At 65.6% G+C, this 22,680-nt stretch carries 21 protein-coding genes; 17 read left to right on the top strand and 4 right to left on the bottom strand.

The features are described 5' to 3' along the window. Positions 1-536: 536 nt before the first annotated feature. Positions 537-2,258: a dihydroxy-acid dehydratase gene (gene ilvD, locus ACFDR6_RS13280; RefSeq protein WP_212084640.1), complete on the top strand. Its 1,722-nt coding sequence runs from the start codon at positions 537-539 to the stop codon at positions 2,256-2,258. Beyond that, entirely contained in the window at positions 2,245-3,072 is an 828-nt protein-coding gene (locus ACFDR6_RS13275; RefSeq protein ID WP_212084642.1) for a tetratricopeptide repeat protein, read from the top strand. Before ilvD ends, ACFDR6_RS13275 begins: the two co-directional genes overlap by 14 nt. 14 nt (positions 3,073-3,086) lie before the next feature. On the opposite strand, the gene xth is transcribed toward ACFDR6_RS13275, so the two are convergent. Further along, positions 3,087-3,884: an exodeoxyribonuclease III gene (xth, locus tag ACFDR6_RS13270; RefSeq protein ID WP_317239375.1), complete on the bottom strand. Its 798-nt coding sequence runs from the start codon at positions 3,882-3,884 to the stop codon at positions 3,087-3,089. Between the two features lie 133 nt (positions 3,885-4,017). On the opposite strand from xth, the gene ACFDR6_RS13265 reads away from it, so the two are divergent. Continuing rightward, complete coding sequence (locus ACFDR6_RS13265) at positions 4,018-6,348, top strand: hybrid sensor histidine kinase/response regulator (protein ID WP_375858536.1); 2,331 nt, start codon at positions 4,018-4,020, stop codon at positions 6,346-6,348. A 4-nt stretch (positions 6,349-6,352) separates the two neighbouring features. Here the strand turns inward: ACFDR6_RS13265 and erpA are convergent, their stop codons facing one another. After that, complete coding sequence (erpA, locus tag ACFDR6_RS13260) at positions 6,353-6,682, bottom strand: iron-sulfur cluster insertion protein ErpA (RefSeq protein ID WP_212084647.1); 330 nt, start codon at positions 6,680-6,682, stop codon at positions 6,353-6,355. Between the two features lie 117 nt (positions 6,683-6,799). Here erpA and ACFDR6_RS13255 point away from each other — a divergent pair, with 117 nt between their 5' ends. From ACFDR6_RS13255 to surE, 12 genes are all read left to right on the top strand, one after another. After that, positions 6,800-8,008 carry a deoxyguanosinetriphosphate triphosphohydrolase gene (locus ACFDR6_RS13255; protein ID WP_375858535.1) on the top strand — a complete coding sequence of 403 codons (1,209 nt, stop codon included), beginning with the start codon at positions 6,800-6,802 and terminating at the stop codon, positions 8,006-8,008. Between the two features lie 9 nt (positions 8,009-8,017). Continuing rightward, a complete protein-coding gene (argS, locus tag ACFDR6_RS13250) occupies positions 8,018-9,808 on the top strand; it encodes an arginine--tRNA ligase (protein WP_375858534.1) in 1,791 nt (596 codons plus the stop codon). A gap of 140 nt (positions 9,809-9,948) precedes the next feature. Continuing rightward, positions 9,949-11,511 (top strand): SPOR domain-containing protein, encoded by a 1,563-nt coding sequence (locus tag ACFDR6_RS13245; RefSeq protein WP_375858533.1) that lies wholly within the window; start codon positions 9,949-9,951, stop codon positions 11,509-11,511. Between the two features lie 46 nt (positions 11,512-11,557). Beyond that, on the top strand, positions 11,558-12,586 hold the full coding sequence (gene nagZ / locus ACFDR6_RS13240; protein ID WP_375858532.1) for a beta-N-acetylhexosaminidase: 1,029 nt from the start codon (positions 11,558-11,560) through the stop codon (positions 12,584-12,586). Next, on the top strand, positions 12,583-13,422 hold the full coding sequence (locus tag ACFDR6_RS13235) for a segregation and condensation protein A (RefSeq protein ID WP_317239380.1): 840 nt from the start codon (positions 12,583-12,585) through the stop codon (positions 13,420-13,422). Before nagZ ends, ACFDR6_RS13235 begins: the two co-directional genes overlap by 4 nt. Before the next feature lie 21 nt (positions 13,423-13,443). Continuing rightward, positions 13,444-14,208, top strand: a complete 765-nt coding sequence (scpB, locus tag ACFDR6_RS13230; protein ID WP_375858531.1) for an SMC-Scp complex subunit ScpB — start codon at positions 13,444-13,446, stop codon at positions 14,206-14,208. Between the two features lie 167 nt (positions 14,209-14,375). Continuing rightward, entirely contained in the window at positions 14,376-14,612 is a 237-nt protein-coding gene (locus tag ACFDR6_RS13225; RefSeq protein ID WP_212084662.1) for a twin-arginine translocase TatA/TatE family subunit, read from the top strand. A gap of 88 nt (positions 14,613-14,700) precedes the next feature. Continuing rightward, a complete protein-coding gene (gene tatB, locus ACFDR6_RS13220; protein WP_375858530.1) occupies positions 14,701-15,195 on the top strand; it encodes a Sec-independent protein translocase protein TatB in 495 nt (164 codons plus the stop codon). Further along, on the top strand, positions 15,192-16,007 hold the full coding sequence (tatC, locus tag ACFDR6_RS13215) for a twin-arginine translocase subunit TatC (RefSeq protein WP_375858529.1): 816 nt from the start codon (positions 15,192-15,194) through the stop codon (positions 16,005-16,007). The genes tatB and tatC overlap by 4 nt, the downstream gene beginning before the upstream one ends. 137 nt (positions 16,008-16,144) lie before the next feature. Beyond that, a complete protein-coding gene (gene serS, locus ACFDR6_RS13210; RefSeq protein ID WP_375858528.1) occupies positions 16,145-17,476 on the top strand; it encodes a serine--tRNA ligase in 1,332 nt (443 codons plus the stop codon). A gap of 73 nt (positions 17,477-17,549) precedes the next feature. Continuing rightward, a complete protein-coding gene (locus ACFDR6_RS13205; protein WP_212084670.1) occupies positions 17,550-17,912 on the top strand; it encodes a hypothetical protein in 363 nt (120 codons plus the stop codon). Between the two features lie 106 nt (positions 17,913-18,018). Then, the gene (gene surE / locus ACFDR6_RS13200) at positions 18,019-18,786 is read left to right on the top strand and encodes a 5'/3'-nucleotidase SurE (protein WP_212084672.1); all 768 of its coding nucleotides are present in this window, start codon (positions 18,019-18,021) and stop codon (positions 18,784-18,786) included. A gap of 21 nt (positions 18,787-18,807) precedes the next feature. Here the strand turns inward: surE and ACFDR6_RS13195 are convergent, their stop codons facing one another. Further along, positions 18,808-19,179, bottom strand: a complete 372-nt coding sequence (locus ACFDR6_RS13195; protein ID WP_008547195.1) for a response regulator — start codon at positions 19,177-19,179, stop codon at positions 18,808-18,810. A 227-nt stretch (positions 19,180-19,406) separates the two neighbouring features. Here ACFDR6_RS13195 and ACFDR6_RS13190 point away from each other — a divergent pair, with 227 nt between their 5' ends. Both ACFDR6_RS13190 and ACFDR6_RS13185 read left to right on the top strand, forming a co-directional pair. Continuing rightward, positions 19,407-20,057: a protein-L-isoaspartate(D-aspartate) O-methyltransferase gene (locus ACFDR6_RS13190; RefSeq protein ID WP_375858527.1), complete on the top strand. Its 651-nt coding sequence runs from the start codon at positions 19,407-19,409 to the stop codon at positions 20,055-20,057. 109 nt (positions 20,058-20,166) lie between these two features. Then, the gene (locus tag ACFDR6_RS13185; RefSeq protein WP_375858526.1) at positions 20,167-21,525 is read left to right on the top strand and encodes a peptidoglycan DD-metalloendopeptidase family protein; all 1,359 of its coding nucleotides are present in this window, start codon (positions 20,167-20,169) and stop codon (positions 21,523-21,525) included. A 154-nt stretch (positions 21,526-21,679) separates the two neighbouring features. On the opposite strand, the gene ACFDR6_RS13180 is transcribed toward ACFDR6_RS13185, so the two are convergent. Further along, a complete protein-coding gene (locus ACFDR6_RS13180) occupies positions 21,680-22,672 on the bottom strand; it encodes an ATP-binding protein (RefSeq protein WP_375858525.1) in 993 nt (330 codons plus the stop codon). Positions 22,673-22,680: the final 8 nt, after the last annotated feature.

The raw sequence follows: 22,680 nt of genomic DNA, 5'->3' as shown, positions 1-22,680 counted from the left end.
GCCTTCGCGGAGAATGACAGCGTCCCTTGGAGAACAGGCTGCCGCCTCACATTCATTCATCGCGAGGAGATCAAGACAATGGGCGTCGTTGGGAGAGCGCGCGTCACTCAGCTCCGGACGCAGCGCAGCGCCGCTTTGGCGGTGCGCTGCTGAGCCGGGGCCCATGTCACGGCATTGGACCCTGTCGCCGACTCACCTGCGGGCATCTCCGTCATTCAGTACGATGCTTGCGCGCTCTCCTGACCTTGAAATCAAAGGTTGTGGACTGTCTTGCCTTGTGAGGTATTGGAGTGTGCAAATCCGTGTCTTCCCGGTAACGATTGTGCTGTCTCCGCAACACTCATCTCGGATTTAACCGTCATCACCGGCGGTTCGCATCACCGCCGCTTTTTGGCCACACCCAAACATGAATAAAATCGCTCTAAGTTCTGGAGGTAGCAGGCAGTCCTCGACGTCACGAGAAATCCCAAGGTCGATTAAAATCTTGGCTCTGATTTTTCGGGTCTGAAAGGGTTGACCGGGGAAACTGGTTTGCGATGAGCGCGAAGATTGACAAGCAGAGGCTGCCGAGCCGTCACGTGACGGAAGGCCCTGCGCGCGCGCCCCATCGGTCCTATTTCTACGCCATGGGTCTGACCACCGACCAGATCCACCAGCCCTTCGTCGGCGTCGCCTCCTGCTGGAATGAAGCCGCTCCCTGCAACATCGCGCTGATGCGCCAGGCCCAGGCGGTGAAGAAGGGCGTGGCGTCGGCCGGCGGCACCCCGCGCGAGTTCTGCACCATCACCGTGACCGACGGGATCGCCATGGGGCACGACGGCATGCGCTCCTCGTTGCCGTCGCGCGAATGCATCGCCGATTCGGTCGAGCTGACCGTGCGCGGCCATGCCTATGACGCGCTCGTCGGGCTCGCCGGCTGCGACAAGTCGCTGCCGGGCATGATGATGGCGATGGTCCGTCTCAACGTGCCCTCGATTTTCATCTATGGCGGCTCGATCCTGCCCGGCAATTTCCGCGGCCAGCAGGTCACCGTGCAGGACATGTTCGAGGCCGTCGGCAAGCACTCGGTCGGCGCCATGTCGGACGAGGACCTCGACGAGATCGAGCGCGTGGCCTGCCCCTCGGCGGGCGCCTGCGGCGCGCAGTTCACCGCCAACACCATGGCGACCGTCTCCGAGGCGATTGGCCTTGCGCTGCCTTACTCGGCCGGCGCGCCGGCACCGTATGAAATCCGCGACGCCTTCTGCATGACCGCGGGCGAGAAGGTGATGGACCTGATCGCCCAGAACATCCGGCCGCGCGACATCGTCACCCGCAAGGCGCTGGAGAACGCGGCTGCCGTGGTTGCAGCCTCCGGCGGCTCGACCAATGCTGCGCTGCACCTGCCGGCGATCGCGCATGAGTGCGGCATCAAGTTCGACTTATTCGACGTCGCCGAAATCTTCAAAAAGACACCATATGTCGCGGATTTGAAGCCGGGTGGCCGTTATGTCGCCAAAGACATGTTTGAAGTAGGTGGCATACCGCTTCTGATGAAGACGCTGCTCGACAACGGCTTCCTGCACGGTGACTGCCTTACCGTCACGGGCCGCACGATCGCTGAAAACCTCAAGAGCGTGAAGTGGAATCCGCACCAGGACGTGGTGCACCCGGCAGACAAGCCCATCACCGTCACAGGCGGTGTGGTCGGCCTGAAGGGCAATTTGGCGCCAGAAGGTGCGATCGTGAAAGTCGCGGGAATGTCCAACCTCAGGTTTACCGGTCCGGCCAGGTGCTTCGACCGTGAGGAGGATGCTTTCGAGGCGGTCCAGAAGCGCACCTACCGCGAAGGCGAAGTCATCGTGATCCGCTACGAGGGGCCGAAGGGCGGCCCCGGCATGCGGGAAATGCTCCAGACCACCGCGGCGCTGACCGGCCAGGGCATGGGCGGCAAGATCGCGCTCATCACCGACGGCCGCTTCTCCGGCGCCACCCGCGGCTTCTGCATCGGCCATGTCGGGCCGGAAGCCGCCATTGGCGGCCCGATCGGGCTGCTCGAGGACGGCGACATCATCGAGATCGACGCCGTTGCCGGTACCCTTAACGTAAAATTGAGCGACGCCGAACTCGCCCAGCGCAAAACCAAATGGAGCGCTCGCGCGACTAACCACACGTCGGGTGCGCTCTGGAAATATGCTCAGCAGGTTGGACCAGCGGTCGGGGGGGCAGTGACCCATCCGGGCGGCGCGCACGAGAAACAGTGCTATGCGGACATCTAGGCGTGCCACAGTTGCGTTTGTGTTGGGGGCCATCGCGCTGGCCGCGCCGGCGCTTGCCTTCGACGGTGCTCCGGTCAACCCGAAGGACGCGGCTTTCCCGGTCGTGACCACCTTGCCGGGGACCGCGGCGGCCGTGCGCGGCAAGGTCGCGCCGGCGGCCGTGCCTCAGGAGACCTCGTTGAGTGCGCTGCAATATGCCGCCGAGGGCGGCCACCCCATCGCGCAGTGGAAGCTCGGCCGCATGTACGCCAATGGCGACGGCGTCGCTCAGGACGATCTGCGCGCCTTCGAATATTTCAGCCGGGTCGCCAATGCGCATGCCGAGGACAGCCCCTCGGCGCCGCAGGCGCAGATCGTGGCCAATGCCTTCGTCGCGCTCGGCCGCTATTATCTCAGCGGCATCCCGAACTCGAAGGTCAAGTCGGACCCGGAGCGGGCGCGGGAGATGTTCTCCTATGCGGCCTCCTATTTCGGCAATGCCGATGCGCAATACGACCTCGCCCGCCTGTACCTGAAGACGCCGGACGCCTCGCGTGAGGATTTCCGCTACGGCGCACGCTGGCTCGGCCTCGCCGCCCAGAAGGGCCAGCACCAGGCCCAGGCGCTGCTCGGTCAGATGCTGTTCAACGGCGACCGCCTGCCGCGGCAGGCCGCGCGCGGCCTGATGTGGCTCACCTTGGCGCGTGACAGCGCCGGTGCCGAAGAGAGCTGGATCAAGGAAAGCTACAACCGCGCCTTCGCCAAGGCCTCCGACGACGACCGCGCCATGGCCCTGCAGATGCTGGAGCAGTGGGTGCAGGGCCGGAGGGAATAGTCCCCCGAGGCGGCCTACGCCGCCTCCAGATCGAGATCCGCCCACACCGGCACGTGGTCCGACGGCTTCTCCCAAGCCCGCACATAGCTGTCGATCCCGACATTGGCGAGCCGGTCGCTGGCCTGCGGCGACAGCAGCAGATGGTCGATCCGCAGGCCATGGTTCTTCTGCCAGGCACCGGCCTGGTAATCCCAGAAGGTGTACAGCCCCGGTTCGTCGGTGACGGCGCGCAAGGCGTCGGTGAGGCCGAGGCCGAGCAGGGACTGAAAGCTCTCCCGGGTCTCGGTCTTGAACAGTGCGTCCTCGGTCCAGGCGGCGGGATTGTGCACGTCGCGGGCATGCGGGATGACGTTGAAGTCGCCGGCGAGGATCAGCGGCTCCTCGGTCTTGAGACGCTCCTTCGAATAGTCAAGAAGCCGCGACATCCACTTGAGCTTGTAGGGATATTTCTCGGTCCCGACCGGGTTGCCATTGGGCAGATAGAGGCAGGCGATGCGCAGGACCCCGCGCTTGAGCGTCACCACGCCTTCGAGGAAACGGGCATGCGCATCCTCGTCGTCGCCGGCGAGGCCCGACTTGGTCTCGTCGAAGCGGAGCTTGGAGAGCAGGGCGACGCCGTTGAATGTCTTCTGCCCGTGCGTGACCACGTTGTAGCCGAGCGCCTCGATCTCCAGCCGCGGGAAGGCCTCGTCGACGCATTTGATCTCCTGGAGGCAGACGATGTCCGGCTGGCACTCCTTCAGCCAGGTCAGCAGGAGGTCGATCCTCTGCCGGACCGAATTCACGTTCCAGGTGGCAACTCTGATGGTCATGTCGGCGTGCTCCGGGCAGGGGCCATGGTTAGAACAAACTGCCAACGTGGCCGTCAAGGACGCGGCAAAATCTCCCACAAAATTAACCCGGCTTAAGCGCGCGCTGGGTCATTGATGCCAAAAAGGTTCTCGGATGGGATGGCCGGACAAATCGACAAAACGAACTGCGCCGCATGACGGCCTGATCGGCGCGTTCCTGTACTGGCTCGGCGGCTTCGAGATCGAGGACGGCCTGACCGCCGGTCTCAGCGAGCGCGAGATCCGCCGCATCCGCGCCAAGCAGATCGATACGGTGACGCAGCTGATCCCGGTGACGATGGCGGTGACGATGCTGAGCGTCGTCATCGTGCTGATCCTGTTCTGGGGCCGGGGCTGGAACGACTTCCTCGCGATCTGGGGCCTGACGCTCGCCACCGCCGCCTCGCTCGCGGTGCGCGCATGGCGCCGGTCGCATCGCAGCCCGCTGCAGGAGGCCTCGCCCCGCGCTGCGCGGCAAATGCTGCGGCAGGCGGTCTTCATCGCCGCGATCTGGGGCACGCTGCCGCTGGCGCTGTTCAGCCGCATCGAGCCGACCAGCCAGCTGCTCCTGGCCTGCCTGATGGTCGGCATGATGTCGGGCGGCGCCTTCACGCTCTCGACATTCCCGCGTGCCGGCCTCGTCTATCTCGCCACGATGACGATCGCCTGCGTCGGCGCGCTGCTGCTCTGCGGCACCGGGCCCTATCTGATCACAGCGGTGTTCCTGCTGCTGTTCGCATTTTTCATGGCACGCAACATCGTCTCGCAAGGCAATCTCTTCCTCGGCAATCTCAAGGCCCAGCTCGAGCTCGAGCACCAGACCGAGATCATCTCGCTGCTGCTGAAGGATTTTCAGGAGAACGCCAGCGACTGGCTGTGGCAGACCGACGCCGAGGGGCATCTGATCGACGTGCCCCAGCGCTTCGCCGACGTCGCCCAAGTGCCGCTGCCGCTGCTCAAGGGATCGCATTTCGCCGACGTGCTCGACATGCTGTGCCCGGAGGACAAGAGCGCGGCCTACAATGTCGTCGGCTTGATGGAGCAGAACGAGCCGCTGCACGAGATGAACCTCAAGGTCGTCGCCGGTGGCGAGGCGCGGCTGTGGTCGCTCACCGCCAAGCCGGCCTATGACCGCGAGGGACAGTTTCTCGGCTATCGCGGCTTCGGGCGCGACGTGACCGAGCGCTGGCGCGCGGAAAAGGCCGAGGCCGAAAGCCGTGCGAAATCCGACTTCCTGGCGGTGATGAGCCACGAGATCCGCACGCCGATGAACGGCGTGCTCGGGCTCGCCAGCATGCTGCTCGAGACCGAGCTCGATCCGGAGCAGCGCGAGGCCGTCACCACGATCCGCGAGTCCGGCGACAATCTCCAGCGCATCCTCAACGACATTCTCGACTTGTCCAAGCTCGAGGCCGGCCGCTTCGCGTTCGAGGCGGTCGACTTTGCCCCGCAGACGCTGGTCGAGACGGTCGCAAACGTCGCGCGCGCGAGTGCCAAGAGCAAGGGGCTGACGGTCAAGGTCGAGCTCGATCCGAACCTGCCGCCGACGCTGCGCGGCGATGTCGCGCGCATCCGCCAGGTGCTGCTCAACCTCGCCTCCAACGCGGTGAAGTTCACCGACGAAGGCGAGGTGACGATCTCCGCCACCTGCCGGGCGCGCCGCGACCTGCTCGCGACCGTCGAATGGACCGTGACCGACAGCGGCATCGGTATCGCCCCGGAAAAACTCGGTCAGCTCTTCAGCGACTTCGCGCAGGCCGATGCCTCGATCAGCCGCCGCTTCGGCGGCACCGGCCTCGGCCTTGCGATCAGCAGGCGCATCATTGAGCAGATGGGCGGCACCATCGGCGTCACCTCGACGCCGGGCGAGGGGTCGACCTTCCATTTCACGCTGGTGCTGCCCTGGAGCCCGACGCAGGCATCCGATCTGGTGCCCGGTCGCGACGAGGCCGATGAACTCAAGGCTCGCATTGCCGGCCTCGACCGGCCGCTGAAGGTGCTGGTCGCGGAGGACGATGCGGTCAACCGCATGGTCGTGAGCAAGATGTTAGGGGCCTTCGACGTCGATCTGCGGGTCGTCACAGATGGCGCCGAGGCCGTCACGGCCGCCGCCGAAGGCAATTACGATGTCGTGCTCATGGACGTGCGCATGCCCGACATGGACGGGCTCGCCGCCACCCGCGCGATCCGCGCGCAAGGCGGGCGGTTCGAGGCCTTGCCCATCATCGCGTTGACCGCGAACGCCTTCCCGGAGGACGTCAGGATCTGCCGCGAGGCCGGCATGTCCGACTTCCTGGCCAAGCCGCTGCGCAAGCCGGCGTTGGTCGCGGCATTGCTGCGTGCGCTGGACGGCCACGTGATGTCGGAGGACGCGCCGCTCCAGCCGGAGCTGATGCCATCAGTGGTGGAGTGGACGGACGAGGAAAGGCAGATCACGGGCGCGTAAGAGCTCAGATCGAAAAACTCGTGCCGCAGCCGCAGGAAGCCGTGGCGTTGGGATTGTTGACACGGAACGAGGCGCCGATCAGATCATCGACGAAATCGACCTGGGACCCCTCCAGGAACGGTTGCGAGGCGGAATCGACCAGCACCACCGCATTGTCCTGCTCGATCACGAGATCGTCGTCGGTGCGGGCGCGGTCGATGTCGAACTTGTACTGGAAGCCCGAGCAGCCGCCGCCCTCGACCGAAATGCGCAGCATCGCGCCTGAGCCTTCGCCCTTGAGGATCTCCCCAATCCGGCGTGCGGCCCGGTCGCTGATGGTCACGGCAGTCGTCATTGCTGGTCTCCGATAGTCCCGTCGTCCGGCGTCATACCCATTTCATTTGGTATCCCGCGTTCGGCATAGTTAAGTGCCACCATACGCAGAATCAAATGGATAGGGACTAAATTCGCCGTGTCCGTCGGAATGGCAGCCCCCCGCGCGCCCTATGCCTGCGACCCCGACCGCAGCCGCGGCCGGCTGGTCGCCGAGCCGCCGAGCCGGACCCGCAGCCCGTTCCGGCGGGATTGCGACCGGGTGATCCACTCCACCGCGTTCCGCCGCCTGAAGTACAAGACCCAGGTGTTCGTGTTCCATGAGGGGGATCACTACCGCACCCGCCTGACCCATTCGCTGGAGGTGGCCCAGATCGCCCGCGCGCTGGCCCGGCAGCTCGGGCTGGACGAGGACCTCACCGAGACCCTGGCGCTGGCGCATGATCTCGGTCATCCCCCGTTCGGCCATGCCGGCGAACGGGCGCTGGATGCCTGCCTCAAGGATTTCGGCGGCTTCGATCACAACGCCCAGACGCTCCGCGTCGTCGCCTCGCTGGAGCACCGCTATCCCGAGTTCGACGGGTTGAACCTGACGTGGGAGTCGCTGGAGGGCATCGTCAAGCACAACGGCCCGCTGACCGACCGCAGCGGTGCGCCGGTCGGGCGCTATCGCGAGCACGGCATTCCCGTCGGGATCGCCGACTACATCAAGACCTACGACCTCGAATTGTGGAGCTTCGCCTCACTGGAGGCGCAGGTCGCCGCCATCGCCGACGACATCGCCTATGACGCCCACGATATCGACGACGGCCTGCGCGCCGGCCTGTTCCATCTCGACGATCTCAAGGTGATGCCGCTCACGGCGGAGATCATCGCCGAGACCTCCGCCCATTATCCTGAACTCGAAGACCTCAGGCGCGGCGCCGAACTGGTGCGCGAGCTGATCTCGCACCTGATCGGCGCGGTGTTCGCGCAGGCGCAGAAGAATCTCGCCGCGGTGAAGCCGCAGTCGGCCCAGGACGTGCGCCGGCAGAGCAGGGCCCTGATCGCGTTCCCGGCCGAGGTCGCGGAGGAGGAGGCCGCCATCAAGCGCTTCCTGTACCAGCATATGTACCGTCACAAGCGGGTGATGCGGGTGATGGGGGAGGCGGAGCAGATCCTGTTCGACCTGTTCGCGAAATACCTGCAATCTCCTGGCGAACTGCCGCCGGAATGGCTGCTGGGGGCAGAGGCGGACAATGAGGGCGACCGGGCCCGCCGGATCGGCAATTTCATCGCCGGGATGACCGACCGTTTCGCCCTGACCGAGCACCAGCGGCTTTTTGACTCGACCCCGGATTTGCGTTAGGCGGCGGCCATGCCCGACACATCCTCATCCCTGCATTTGTTCGCCGACGTGCTTGCACGCGTGCACGCCGCGTGCCGCGCGCTTGCGGCGGACGCCAACTGGCCCGAGGGCATCGATTTCGCGCGCGTGGTCGTCGAGCCGCCACGCGATGCCTCGCATGGCGACATGGCGACCAACGCCGCCATGGTGCTGGCGAAAGAGGCAAAGGCAAAGCCGCGCGATCTCGCCGAGCGGATTGCCGAGCGGCTGCGCACTGATGCGCTGATCGCCAAGGTCGACGTCGCCGGTCCCGGCTTCATCAATTTGACGCTGAAGCCGGCCGCCTGGGCCGAGGCGCTGCGGACGGTGCTGCGCGAGGGCGCCGATTACGGCCGTGTTCGCGGCGGCTCCAAGGTCAATGTCGAGTACGTCTCGGCCAATCCGACCGGGCCGATGCATGTCGGCCATTGTCGCGGCGCCGTGTTCGGCGACGCCCTTTCGAGCCTGCTCCAGTTCGCCGGCCACGACGTCACGCGCGAATATTACATCAACGACGCCGGCGCCCAGGTCGACGTGCTCGCCCGCTCCGCCTTCCTCAGATACCGCGAGGCGCTGGGAGCGGACATCGGTGCGATCCCGGAAGGGCTCTATCCCGGCGACTACCTCAAGCCAGTCGGCGCAGCGCTGGCGAAGGAGCACGGCGACAAGCTCCTCGCGATGAGCGAGGCTCATTGGCTGCCCACCGTCCGGGCCAAGGCGATCGCGATGATGATGGACGAGATCAAGGACGATCTCGCGGCCCTCAACATCCGCCACGACGTGTTCTTCTCAGAGCGCTCGCTGATCGAGACCGGCAACAACAAGGTCGCCGAGACCATCGATTTCCTGAAGGCCAAGGGCGACATCTACGAAGGCCGCCTGCCGCCGCCGAAGGGGGCCCCGGTCGAGGATTGGGAAGACCGCGAGCAGCTTCTGTTCAAGGCGACCGCCTACGGCGACGATGTCGATCGTCCGCTGATCAAGTCGGATGGTTCCTACACCTACTTCGCCTCCGACATCGCCTATCACAAGAACAAGTTCGACCGCGGCTTCGCCGAGATGATCGACGTCTGGGGCGCCGATCATGGCGGCTACATCAAGCGGATGCAGGCGGCGGTGAAGGCGACCACGTCGGGCAAGGGATCGCTCGACGTCAAGATCGTCCAGCTCGTGAAGTTGCTGCGCAATGGCGAGCCGGTGAAAATGTCCAAGCGAAGCGGGGACTTCGTCACCTTGCGTGAGGTGGTGGATGAAGTCGGCCAGGACGCCGTCCGCTTCATGATGCTGTACCGCAAGAACGACGCGGTGCTCGACTTCGACCTCGCCAAGGTCATGGAACAGTCGCGCGACAATCCGGTGTTCTACGTCCAGTACGGCCATGCCCGCGGCCACTCGATCTTCCGCAACGCGCGAGCCGAGGTGTTCCCGGAGCTGCCGGAGGATTCGGCCAAGCGCATCGCCTGGCTCAGTGAGTCGGCGGTGGAACGGTTGTCAGACCCGGTCGAGCTTGAACTTCTCAAGCGCCTCGCAATATATCCTCGCATGCTCGAAGCCGCCGCGGCGGCCCACGAGCCGCACCGAATTGCCTTTTATCTCTATGATTTAGCCAGCGAATTTCATGCACTTTGGACGAAGGGGCGCGATTTGCCCTATTTACGCTTCATTATCAATAATGATGCAGATCTAACGAAGGCGCGGCTGGCCATGGTCCAGGGCGTCGTCTCGGTTCTGGCATCGGGCCTCGCCATCCTCGGCGTCCATGCCCCGAACGAGATGCGGTAGTTTGGGGCGAACTACTTAAGGGAAATTCGGGGGTAACCGGCAGAAGCCGGATCGCTTAGACTTGGTTGAAAGCCTTGTGGGTCGAAAGCCGTGCCTTGGTCGAGGGGCGCGCGGCTTTCCCGAAGGGACGCATCATCACGATGGCCGAACGATATCAGGACAGACCGTTTCCTTCCGATGACTATGGTCGCGGTGGCGATCAGCATGGGAGGGCGGAAAGCGATCCCTTGGCTGAGCTGGCCCGCCTGATCGGACAGACCGATCCTTTCGCCGCGCAGTCGCGGCCGACTGCTCCACCGGCAGCGCCGGCCCTGAACTATCGGGACGACGATTACCGCCAGGACGACGACCAGCAGGACTATGCCGAGCCGGCCTCGCAGACTCCGCCCGGGCCGCCCTCATGGATGCGCCGCGCCAATGTGCAGCCGCAGCCGGCACCCGTGCCGGAGCCTGACTATCCCGTCTCCGTGAATCCGGTCCATCCTCTGCATCGCTATTCAGCCCAGCCCGCTGCGTCCGAGCCTGATCTTCATCAGCCGCATGCCTATCAGGATCACGCCTATCAGGGGCAGGCTTACCAGCCGCAGGATCACGCCCACCAGCAGCAAGCCGATCAGAGCCAATATCAGCAGCCCGATCCGTCGCGCTACGACGATGCGCTCTATGGTCGGCTCGAGGCAGGCGAGCAGGACTACCAGCGTGAGCCGGCCTATCCGGACGATCCCTACGCCTATCAGAGCGACTATCCCGAGCCCGAACTCGAGGAGCCGAAGAAGCAGCGCGGCGGCATGATGACGGTCGCGGCGATCCTGGCGCTTGCCGTCGTCGGCACGGGCGCAGCCTTTGCCTACAAGACCTATGTCGGTTCGCCCCGCAGCGGTGAGCCGCCGATCATCAAGGCCGACAACACCCCGACCAAGATCGTGCCTGCGCCGGCGGATTCGTCGGCCAAGGTGCCGGATCGCATGGCGAGCGGCGATGGCGCCGAGAAGATCGTGCCGCGCGAAGAGGCGCCGGTCGATGTCGCAGCCAAGGCGGGCGGCCCCCGCGTGGTGTTCCCGCCGCTGAACCAGAATGCGAACCCGCCGTCGGTCGCGAGCGTGTCGCCGTCCGCTGCGCCGCCGCCGGGCGCGGGGCTGGCTGCCAGCAATGGCACGCTGCCGAACAATTCGCCGCGCGCGATCAGGACCGTAGCCGTGAAGGGCGATCAGACCGATAGTGCCGCGCCGCAATCCGCCGCCGCCAGGCCCACGCCCTCGACGGCTGCACCGAAGCCTGTTGCTGCACCCGTCGCACCGGCCGCGCCGCGCAATCCGCCAACCTCCGCCAATGCCAGCGCCAACCAGCCGATGTCGCTGGCACCGCAATCGGCGCCGGCGACTGAGCCACCGCAGCGTCTGGCTGCGACCGCCCCCACTCAGATCGCGCCCAGCAGCAGCGGTGGTGGCGGCTACATCGTGCAAGTCTCCTCGCAGCAGAGCGAGGATAGCGCCGCCGCCTCGTATCGCGTGCTTCAGAGCAAGTATGGCAGCGTGCTCGGTTCCCGCTCGCCGGTGATCAAGCGCGTCGACCTCACCGACAAGGGCAAGGGGGTCGTCTATCGCGCCTTCGCCGGGCCCTATGCTTCGGCTGAGGAGGCGACGCAGGCCTGCAACAGCCTGAAGTCGGCAGGCCTGTCCGCCTGCTTCGTCCAGAGGAATTAACGGCCGTTTCCTTGACCCCCTCGCGGGTCAGGGTTAATCGGCCGTTATGAGCACGCGGGCCTTCATTACCGGCGTATCCGGAACCGAACTGACCGCCGCCGAGCGGGAGTTCATCCGCGACCAGCGCCCATGGGGTTTCATCCTCTTCAAGCGCAATGTCTCTACGCCCGTCCAAGTCGCTGCATTGGTTGCGGAATTGCGGACGGCGGCAGGTCTCGCTGACGCGCCGGTCCTGATCGACCAGGAGGGCGGACGGGTGCAGCGGCTGGGTCCGCCGCACTGGCCGGTCTATCCGCCGGGCGCCGTATTCTCGAATTTGTACGACACTGATTCGGCCCTCGGGCTCACCGCGGCGCGCCTGAGCGCCCGCCTGATCGCAGCTGATCTCGTCGATCTCGGGATTACCGTGGATTGCCTGCCGCTGGCCGACGTGCCGGTGGCCGGCGCCGATGCCGTCATCGGGAACCGCGCCTATGGCACCGAGCCGGGCAAGGTCGCGGCGATCGCGCGTGCCGTCACCGAAGGGCTGGAGCAGGGCGGCGTGCTGCCGGTCCTCAAACACATTCCCGGCCATGGCCGGGCCACCGCGGACACCCATTTCCAGCTGCCGACGGTGGATACGCCGAGAGCCGAGCTGGAACGGACCGACTTCGCGGCGTTCAAGCCGCTGGCGGATCTGCCGATGGCCATGACTGCACATGTTGTGTTTAGCGCGGTCGACCCCGCCCATCCGGCGACGACATCTGCGACAATGATTGCTGACGTGATTCGCGGCGCAATCGGGTTCCAGGGTTTGTTAATGAGTGATGACGTGTCGATGAACGCGCTGTCGGGGAATATTGCCGAACGGACCCGCGCCATCTTCGCGGCCCGTTGCGACGTGGCCCTGCATTGCAACGGCAACATCGAGGAGATGCGCGAGGTCGCCGGCCAGACACCGGAACTGTCCGGCAGGGCGCTGGAGCGGGCGAACGCCGCGCTCGCCGCACGCAGGCCGCCGCAGCCGTTCGACCGGGCGGCCGCGCGCACTGAGCTGGACGCATTGATCGCACGGGCAAACACGGCATCCGCATGACCGCAGAAATTCTATCCTTTGAAACCGGGCGGCCCGCAGAGCTCGCCGAGGGTGAGCCGGCGTTGGTGGTCGACGTCGAGGGCTATGAGGGCCCGCTCGACCTGCTGCTCGCGCTGGCGCGGCAGCAGAAGGTCGATCTCGCCAAGATCTCGATTCTGGCGCTGGCGGACCAGTATCTCCACTTCATCGAAGCCGCGCGAAAAATCCGGCTGGAGCTTGCCGCCGACTACCTGGTCATGGCGGCCTGGCTCGCCTTCCTGAAGTCGCGCCTGCTGCTGCCGGAGCCGCCGAGTGCGGAAGGCCCGAGCGCGGAGCAGATGGCGACGGCGCTTGCCAACCGTCTGCGCCGGCTGGAAGCCATTCGCGAGGCCGCCAACCGGCTGATGAACAGGCCGCAATTGCAGCGTGACATCTTCCCGCGCGGCGAGCCCGAGCAGATCGCCGAGATCAGGCACCCGAAATACACGGCGACGCTGTACGATTTGCTCACCGCCTATGCCTCGCAGCGCCAGTCGCGCGTGCTGGCGAGCGTGCATCTGGCCAAGCGCACGGTGTGGTCGCTCGCCGAGGCGCGCGCCACGCTGGAGCGGCTGGTCGGCAGCATCAGCGAGCAGGACGATTGGGGCGTGCTCGACGATTTCCTGGTCCGCCACGTCGCCGACCCGACGCAGCGCGCGACGGTGTTCGCCTCGAGCTTTGCCGCCGCGCTCGAACTCGTGCGCGAAGGTCAGCTGGAACTGAACCAGAAAGAGGCGTTTGCGCCGATCTATTTCCGGAAGGGGCGCCCGAAACCGGTCCCGGACGCAGTTCCTGCGTCTGATGCGCCGGTCGGTTAAGTGCAAGAAGGAGAAGCGACCATGGCAAGCCTGGCTGAAATGCGGGTAGAAGAGGCCGAGCCGATGGAGAACGAAACCCAGGCACGTCCCGAGGAACTGCGGCTGCTGGAAGCGCTGCTGTTTGCTTCGAGTGAACCGCTGGATACCGCGACGCTCGCCAAGCGCATGCCCGAGGGTGTCGACGTCAAGGCCGCGCTCGAGCAGCTCCAGGCCGATTATTCCTTGCGCGGAGTGAATCTCGTTCGCGTCGCCAACAAATGGACCTTCCGCACCGCCGGCGATCTCGCCTGGCTGATGACGCGGGAGAGCACCGAGACCCGCCGCCTGTCGCGCGCGGCCATCGAGGTGCTGGCGATCATTGCCTATCACCAGCCGGTGACGCGCGCCGAGATCGAGGAGATCCGCGGCGTCGTCACCTCGAAGGGCACGCTCGACGTGCTGCTGGAGACCGGCTGGATCAAGCCGCGTGGACGGCGCAAGACACCCGGCCGTCCGCTGACCTTCGGAACCACCGAGGACTTCCTGTCGCAGTTCACCCTGGAACAGCTCGGCGATCTGCCGGGTCTGGAGGAGCTGAAGGGTACGGGCCTGTTGGATTCGCGTCTGCCGACCGGGTTCAGCGTGCCGACGCCTTCTGACGATCCGCAGCTCCGCGAGGACGAGGATCCGCTGGAACCGGGCGACGACCTCGATCTGGCGCTGGCGCCCGCGGTCGAGCCCGAAGCCCCGGAAGAGACGCCGGACGGCGGCAAGGAAGGCGGCGGCGAGGGTGGCACCGAAGAGTGACCACCCGGCTGTTTGCGGGCTCCTGCGACCAGTTAACACTAGCAAGATTACGTAGTGCCGACAGCGAATTGGCACTGCCTTGGTCCTTGTTTTTGAGCCCTGCCAAGCCTACGTTTCGGTGAAGATCGGCCGGGTCCCCCGGCCATGCGCGTTTGGAGGGTTGCAGGATGGGTTCACTCAGCATTTGGCACTGGATCCTGGTGATCGCAGTGGTCCTGCTGCTGTTCGGCCGCGGCAAGATTTCGGATCTGATGGGCGACGTGGCGCAGGGCATCAAGGCATTCAAGAAGGGCATGCAGGACGACGACAAGTCCGGTGACAAGCCCGAGCCGGCCAAGTCCATCGAGCACAACAATGCCGCGCCGACCGCGGCACGGTCCGACGTCGGCAGCAAGGCCGTCTGAGCCGAAAGAAGCACGCAAGACGCGGCCAGCGCCCCGATCCTGCGCGCGAGGGTTGGGCCGGCTGCGGCTGGCGTGAACGGAAGACCTCATGTTCGACATCGGGTGGAGTGAACTGGTCCTCATCGGGGTCGTGGCCCTGATCGCCATCGGCCCGAAAGAGCTGCCGGGCGTGCTGCGCATGGTCGGGCAGTGGATGGGCAAAGCGCGCAAGATGGCCGCCGAATTCCAGGGCCAGTTCCAGGAAGCGATGCGCGAGGCCGAAATGGCTGACCTCAAGAAGAGCTTCGACGAGGTCAAGGAAGCCGCGACGGGATTCAATCCGCTGACCTCGCTCCAGAAGGACGTCAGCGACGCGCTGCGCGTCGATGCGCTCGACAAGCCGGCCGAGACGTCCACGACGACTGCCGTCGACCCGCCGACGACGCCCACCCCGCCGGAAGCGCCGACGCCGGCGACCTTCATGGAAGCCGAGGCGCATGCGGCCGCGAACGAGCCGCTCGCGATCACCCGTGAGGTCGAGCAGGCAGCGGTCGCGCAGGACACCGCGCCATCCGAAGCGATCAAGGACGCCAAAGCGTCATGACCGACGCCGATATCGAGGCCAGCAAAGCCCCGCTGATGGACCATCTGATCGAGCTGCGTTCGCGGCTGATCAAGGCGCTGCTCGGCTTCGGCCTTGCATTCATCTTCTGCTTCTTCTTCGCCAAGCAGATCTACAACGTGCTGGTCTGGCCGTTCGTGTGGATCGCTGGCCCTGAGAACTCGAAATTCATCTACACGGCGCTGCTGGAATATTTCATCACCCAGCTCAAGCTCGCACTGTTCGGCGCCGGCTTCATCTCGTTCCCGGTCATCGCGACGCAGATCTATGGATTTGTGGCGCCCGGACTGTACAAGCACGAGAAGCAGGCCTTCCTGCCTTATCTGGTCGCGACTCCGTTCTTCTTCGTGCTGGGGTCCGCACTGGTCTATTTCGTCGTGCTGCCGATGCTGGTGCGGTTCTCGCTCGGCATGCAGCAGGCCGGCGGCGACGAGACCGCGCAGATCCAGCTCCTGCCCAAGGTCGGCGAATATCTGTCGCTGATGATGTCGCTGATCTTCGCCTTCGGCATCGCCTTCCAGCTCCCGGTGATCCTGACTCTGCTCGGCCGCATCGGCATCGTGAGCTCGAAGATGCTGCGCGAGAAGCGCCGCTATTTCATCGTCATCGCCTTCGTCATCGCGGCCGTGCTGACCCCGCCCGACGTGCTCAGTCAGTGCTCCCTGGCGTTTCCCCTGATGGCGCTCTACGAGGGCTCGATCATCGCGGTCGGGATCGTGGAGAAGAAGGCGGCGGCAGCCGCGCAGGCGACCAGCGGCACCGATGTCTCGACGCCGGCCAATCCGGCAGAGTAGGGCGCTTTCCCTCTATCATGGCGCCGTACAGCCCATGATTCGTCATGCCCGGGCTTGACCCGGGCATCCACGACTTGATCTAAGGCGGCAGATACGTGGATGGCCGGGATGAACCCGGCCATGACGGGAAGACAGCCATGCACGACATCAAATCGATCCGCGACAATCCGCAAGCCTTCGACGCCGGCCTCGCTCGGCGGGGTCTGAAGCCGCTGTCGGCCTCGTTGCTCGCGATCGACGAGAAGCGGCGGGCGGCGATCCTGGCCTCTGAGCAGGCGCAGGCGCGGCGCAACGCGGCCTCCAAGGAGATCGGCGACGCCAAGAAGGCCAAGGACGAGGCGCGCGCCGCGACGTTGATGGCCGAGGTCGCCGAGCTCAAGACCACGATGCCGGAGCTCGAAGCGGCTGCGAAGGCTGCCGACGACGAGCTGACGAAGGAGCTGTCGGCGATACCGAACATTCCGTTCGACGAGGTGCCCGATGGCGTCGACGAGCACGGCAATTTGCAGCGCCACGTGTACGGCAACAAGCGCAACTACGGTTTCACGCCGAAGCTCCACGACGATCTCGGCACCGCGCTCGGCTACATGGATTTCGAGGCGGCGGCAAAACTCTCCGGCGCGCGCTTCGTTGTGCTGAAGAAGGGGCTGGCGCGGCTCGAGCGCGCAATTGGCCAGTTCATGCTGGACCTGCATACGACTGAGCACGGCTACACCGAGATCAATCCGCCGCTCCTGGTGCGCAACGAGGTGATGTTCGGCACCGGACAATTGCCGAAATTCGAGGACGATCAGTTCTGGGCGATCAAGGGCGAGTTGCTTGCTGCGCCTGACCATGAGCGGCTCAAGACTGAGCGCCTTGGCCTCATTCCGACCGCTGAGGTGTCGCTCACCAACCTCGTTCGGGAATCCATCCTGGACGAGAAGCAATTGCCGATGCGGCTCACCGCGCTGACGCCGTGCTTTCGCGCCGAAGCCGGCGCTGCGGGCCGCGATACCCGGGGCATGATCCGCCAGCACCAGTTCACCAAGGTCGAGCTGGTGTCGATCACGACGCCCGAGACCAGCAAGGACGAGCTGGAGCGGATGCTATCCTGCGCCGAGCAGGTGCTGCAGCGGCTCGGGCTGCATTATCGCGTGATGACGCTCTGCGCAGGCGATATGGGTTTCTCGTCGCAAAAAACCTATGACATCGAGGTCTGGATGCCAGGCCAGGGCGAGGGCGGGGCGTTCCGCGAGATCTCCAGCTGCTCGGTCTGCGGCGACTTCCAGGCTCGGCGCATGGATGCGCGCTCGCGCGGCCCGGACGGCAAACCGCGTTTCGTGCACACCCTGAACGGCTCCGGCACCGCGGTCGGTCGCGCACTGATCGCCGTGATGGAAACCTATCAGCAGGAGGACGGCTCGATCGCGGTCCCCGACGTGCTGCAGCCCTATATGGGCGGTCTGAAGGTGATCGCGCGCGACTAACGCTAAAAACGATTGGTTGCGAAGATCGGACGGGCGGCTATCCTGCCGGCCCGTCCACGCGAACCCACCGTTCATGGCCTTGCACCGCGACATCTTCTGGGTCGGCAGACAATGGGCGGTGACGGCTGCCGGCATCCAGGCCGTGGACCAGCGCCTGCGCGGTGTGCTCGACATCGAGCTCGCGCGGCTGTGGGACGACGATCTCGTGCAGAGCCGGCGGGCCAAGCCCGGTGTGAATATAGCAGACTTCGACAAGGCGCTGACGGTGGCGCGCGAACGCTTTCCGCAGGCGCCCGAGTTGGACCCGTTCGTTGCGCAATTGGAGGCGCTCGGCGTGATCGAGGCTCCCGTGGTGAGCCCGGTCGTACCGGCGATGCAGCTGCGTGCGGAGGGCCGGCTGGCACGCTTCCTGCCGCAATGGCGCATCCGCCGGTAACGGGCTCAAGCCGGAACCTGCCACCAGGGCTCCTGGCAGCCGGTTTGCCTGATCGGCCGGAGCCGGATAAGACGGCTCAGACCCCCTTCAGGAATCGACCTTTCGCATGCGCATTCTCTGCACCAATGACGACGGCATCCACGCCCCCGGCCTCAAGGTCGTGGAGGAGATCGCGCGCGCGCTGTCCGACGATGTCTGGGTGGTCGCGCCCGAGCTCGACCAGTCCGGCGTGTCGCATTCGCTGTCGCTGAACGATCCCTTGCGCCTGCGCGAGGTCGGGCCACGGCACTTTGCCGTGCGCGGCACGCCGACCGACTGCGTCATCATGGGGGCGCGCCATATCCTCGGGCCGAAACTGCCCGACATCGTGCTGTCCGGGGTCAACAAGGGCCGTAACGTCGCCGAGGACGTGGTCTATTCCGGCACCATCGCCGGCGCTTTGGAGGGTACCATCCTGGGCTTGCCGTCGTTCGCGCTGTCGCAGGAGTTCAGCGTCGAGACCCGCGAGCGCCCGCCCTGGGATACCGCGCGCAAGTTCGGGCCCGACATCCTGCGCAAGGTGATCGCCGCCGGCATCCCGAAGGACACCGTCATCAACGTCAACTTCCCGTCCTGCGCGCCGGAGGATGTGCTGGGCGTCCGCGTCACGCGCCAGGGCAAACGCAATCTCGGTTTCTTGCGGATCGACGAGCGCAAGGATGGCCGGGGCAATCCCTATTTCTGGATCGGCTTCGAGCGCGCCGCGATGATGGACACGCCGGCCGACGGCACTGATCTCGCGGCGCTTCGCGAGCGCTACGTCTCGGTCACGCCGCTCAGGCTCGACCGCACCAACGAGGCGTTCTCCGAAGAGCTCGGCGCGACGTTGAAGTAAGTGACGGATTGGGCATAGCGGCTATCCGCCGCGGAGCGCGGCTTCGATGGTCTTGCCGAGGGCGTCGAGCTGAAACGGCTTCTGCAGCGCCGGCCGGTCGCGGTACTGCTCGGGCAGGCCGGAGGAGCCGTAGCCGGTGGCAAAGATGAACGGGCAGCCCTTGGCCTTGATCACGTCGGCGACCGGCGAGATGACCTTGCCGTTGACGTTGACGTCGAGGATGGCGATGTCGAACTCGGTCGCCTGAGCGAGCCGCATGGCCTCGGTGATGTCGCCGGCCTCGGCAGCGACCTTGTAGCCGAGCTCTTCGAGCATGTCCGCGACCATCATCCTGATCATCACCTCGTCCTCGACGAGGAATACAGAGCGGCCGGAAAGCCCTGTCGCGGTCATGATTGAGTCCTTGCCCATTGCCAAAAACGTTCGCAGATAACACGAATTGACGCAATGCGCGTTTCGACCAACGGATGGCTGAAAATGGTCATTGCGGCTCGCCTCTGGCAAGCCGGTCGGTGGTCAAATGCGCCATGCGAAGAGTATCATGAGTTCCCAGGCAGGAACACGATTCTGGCGTCCGGGCTTGGCGCCTCGTGGGGCCGGCAAGACAGCGTAATCAGGCAATGACCTCCAATCAGCACCCGCCGGAAAAGATGATGTTTCAGCTCACGCTGAGACGCCGGGGCATCAGCGATCAAGCGGTGCTGCGAACCATGGAGGAGGTGCCGCGCGAGCTTTTCGTCGACGAGGCCGATCGCGACGGCGCCTACCGCGACAGCGCGCTGCCGATCGCCTGTGGACAGACCATCAGCCAGCCATTCGTCGTGGCCTATATGACCGAACAGCTCCAGCTCCGGAAGCAGCACCGCGTGCTCGAGATCGGCGCCGGCTCCGGCTACCAGGCGGCGGTGCTGTCGCGGCTCGCCGGCCAGGTGCTGACGGTCGAGCGCTATCGCAAGCTTGCGGACACGGCGCGCGCCCGGCTTGAAAAGCTGGATTGTCACAATGTCGAGGTGATGCTCGGCGACGGCCTCAATCTGCCGCCCAATATCGGCCCGTTCGATCGCATCATCGTCACCGCCGCGGTGGAGCGGCTTCCGGACAATCTGGTCGAGCGGCTCGAGGTCGGCGGCATCCTGATCGCGCCGGTCGGCCCGCATCAGGGCGTGCAGACGCTGATCCGCCTGACCCGCGGCGAAGCCGGGATCGAGCGCAAGGAACTCGTCGAGGTCCGCTTCGTGCCGGCGCTGCCCGGGGTGGCGCGGGAGCTGTAGATTTCCGGATTGGCTGTGCCGCCAACATCTTATTGGGAGGGTTAAGCCGTTATTTACTCGGCGCGTGTTTACTTAAAACACCAGTTCTGTTGCGTACGAGTGAGTAACCATGTCAGTTGTCGCCGAGTTGCTTTACTCGCGCCGCGTACCGCAGGTCGCGGTGCTGGCGCTGATTTCCTTCAGCTTCGCAGGGTGCAGCGCCGACATGTCGTCGCGGCTGTCCCAGTCGAACTTCTCCAATCCCTTTGCCTCAGACCAGACCGGTTCGGTGCAGCAGGCGCCGCCGCAGCAGCGTGAGCTGCCGCAATATTCGCGGCCGCAGACGCAGCCCGGTTATTATCAGTCGCAGCCGTTGCCGCCGCCGGCGGTCTCCGCGCCGCAATCCTATCCCGCTGCGTCAGGTGGAGGGGTGTCCGGAGGCGGGCGCGGCGTCAGCTCCTACGCACCTCCGGCGCAGCCGCATCTGGAGACCACGGCCACCGTGCCGCCGCGCTCCGTCGCCGCCGCTCAGCCGGCTGGCGGGACCAAGATCATCGTCGGTACCAGCGACACGCTCGACGTGCTCGCCAAGCGCTACCACGTCACGCCGCAGGCAATCCTCGCCGCCAACGGCTACAAGGGCCCGCGCGCGCTCTCGCCCGGCCAGCAGCTCATCATCCCGCATCCGGCCACGGCACCTGCGCCGGCCCCGGTCGCGGCGGCTCCCGCTGCGAAGCCGGTTGCCGCCATGGCTGCGCCACCGAGCACCCACTTCGTCAATCATGGCGACACGCTCGCCAGCATTGCCCGCAAGAACCGCATTTCGTCGGCCGAGCTTGCCCGTGCCAACGGCCTCGATCCCTCAGCCAAGCTCAAGCTCGGCACCAGGCTGACCGTGCCCGGTGCCAAGACCGCCGCCGTTGCGGCTCCGGTCGCGGCAGCGCCGGTTGCGGGGACGCTGCAGCCGGTGGCCGCAGCTCCTGCGCCGGCCACCAAGATGGCGGCCGTTGCCGCACCGGTGCAGAGCGCGCGCCTGGCCCAGGCCACGACGAACGTCGAAGAGAAGCCCGCCGAGACCCCGGCGAAGGCCGCGGAGACCACCAGCGCGCTGCCGACCTTCCGCTGGCCGGTGCGCGGCAAGGTGGTCACGAGCTACGGCGCCAAGACAAACGGCAAGTCCAATGACGGCATCAATCTCGCGGTGCCCGAGGGGACGCCGGTCAAGGCTGCCGAAGATGGTGTCGTCGCTTATTCCGGCAACGAGCTGAAGGGTTACGGCAATCTGGTCCTGGTTCGGCATTCCAACGGCTACGTCACCGCATATGCCCATGCGAGTGAGCTGCTGGTGAAGCGCGGCGATACCATCAAGCGCGGTCAGGTCATTGCCAAATCGGGTCAATCCGGGGAAGTGGCGTCGCCGCAGCTCCACTTCGAGATCCGCAAGGGATCGAGCCCGGTTGACCCGCTTCAATTCCTGAACGGGGCGTGAGGCCGAAGTTGCCTCCGTATGAACAGTGTCGTCGCCCGGCTTGACCGGGCGACCCAGTATTCAAGAGACAGTTATTGTTGAGCCGATAAGCCGCGGCGTACTGGATTCCCCGCTTTCGCGGGGAATGACAGTTGGGGTCGCGCGTTCGCTTTGGCTACGTCGCCGTCAGCTTCACGCCCAGCCGGCCCGCCAGCTCCTGCACGAACTGCCAGGCGACGCGGCCCGAGCGTGAGCCGCGGGTGGTCGACCATTCCAGCGCCTCGCGCTCCAGCGCCTCGTCGTCGACCTCAATGCCGAAATGGCTGCAATAGCCGCGTACCATGGCGAGATATTCGTCCTGGCTGCAGCGGTGGAAGCCGAGCCAGAGGCCGAAGCGATCCGACAGCGAGACCTTCTCCTCGACAGCTTCGCCGGGATTGATCGCGGTGGAGCGCTCGTTCTCGATCATCTCCCGTGCGAGCAGATGGCGGCGGTTCGAGGTGGCGTAGAGGATGACGTTCTCGGGTCGGCCCTCGATGCCGCCTTCGAGCACCGCCTTCAGCGATTTGTACGAGGCGTCGTTGCCGTCGAATGAGAGATCGTCGCAGAACACGATGAAGCGGAAGGCGGAGGCCCGAAGCTGCTCCATCAGCGCGGGCAGGCTTTCGATGTCCTCGCGATGGATCTCGATCAGCTTCAGCTTGCCGGCCGGCCTTCGCTCCGCGTTGATGCTGGCATGCGCGGCCTTCACCAGCGACGATTTGCCCATGCCGCGTGCGCCCCAGAGCAGCGCGTTGTTGGCGGGTAGGCCGTTGGCGAAGCGCTCGGTGTTCTCCATCAGGATGTCGCGCATCCGGTCGACGCCCTTCAGCAGGAACAACTCGACGCGGCTGACCCGCGGCACGGCCGCAAGGCGGCCGTCGGGATGCCAGACATAGGCATCCGCCTGTTTGAACGACTCCGCGGAGACGGCCGGCTTGCCCTGGGCGGACAGGTGCGCCGCAATGGTCTCCAGCGCGCGGACGATGCGCTCCTGGGAGAGGTCGGGCGCTGCCTCGAGGGCACCCCTGGTCGTCGCCTTGGGGCGATTTGCCGCGACGCGGGCGGGCTTTCTGGCAGGTGTATGGGGGCCTTTGCCGGCCGGGCTTTTGCTGAGGTTTTTGGGCATGTCCGAAG

It is taken from the genome of Bradyrhizobium tunisiense (genome assembly GCF_042263385.1).
In the GTDB taxonomy this organism is placed as follows: Bacteria; Pseudomonadota; Alphaproteobacteria; order Rhizobiales; family Xanthobacteraceae; genus Bradyrhizobium; species Bradyrhizobium tunisiense.
Note: the sequence above shows the minus strand (reverse complement) of the source record. Positions and strands in the feature narration are given on the sequence as shown.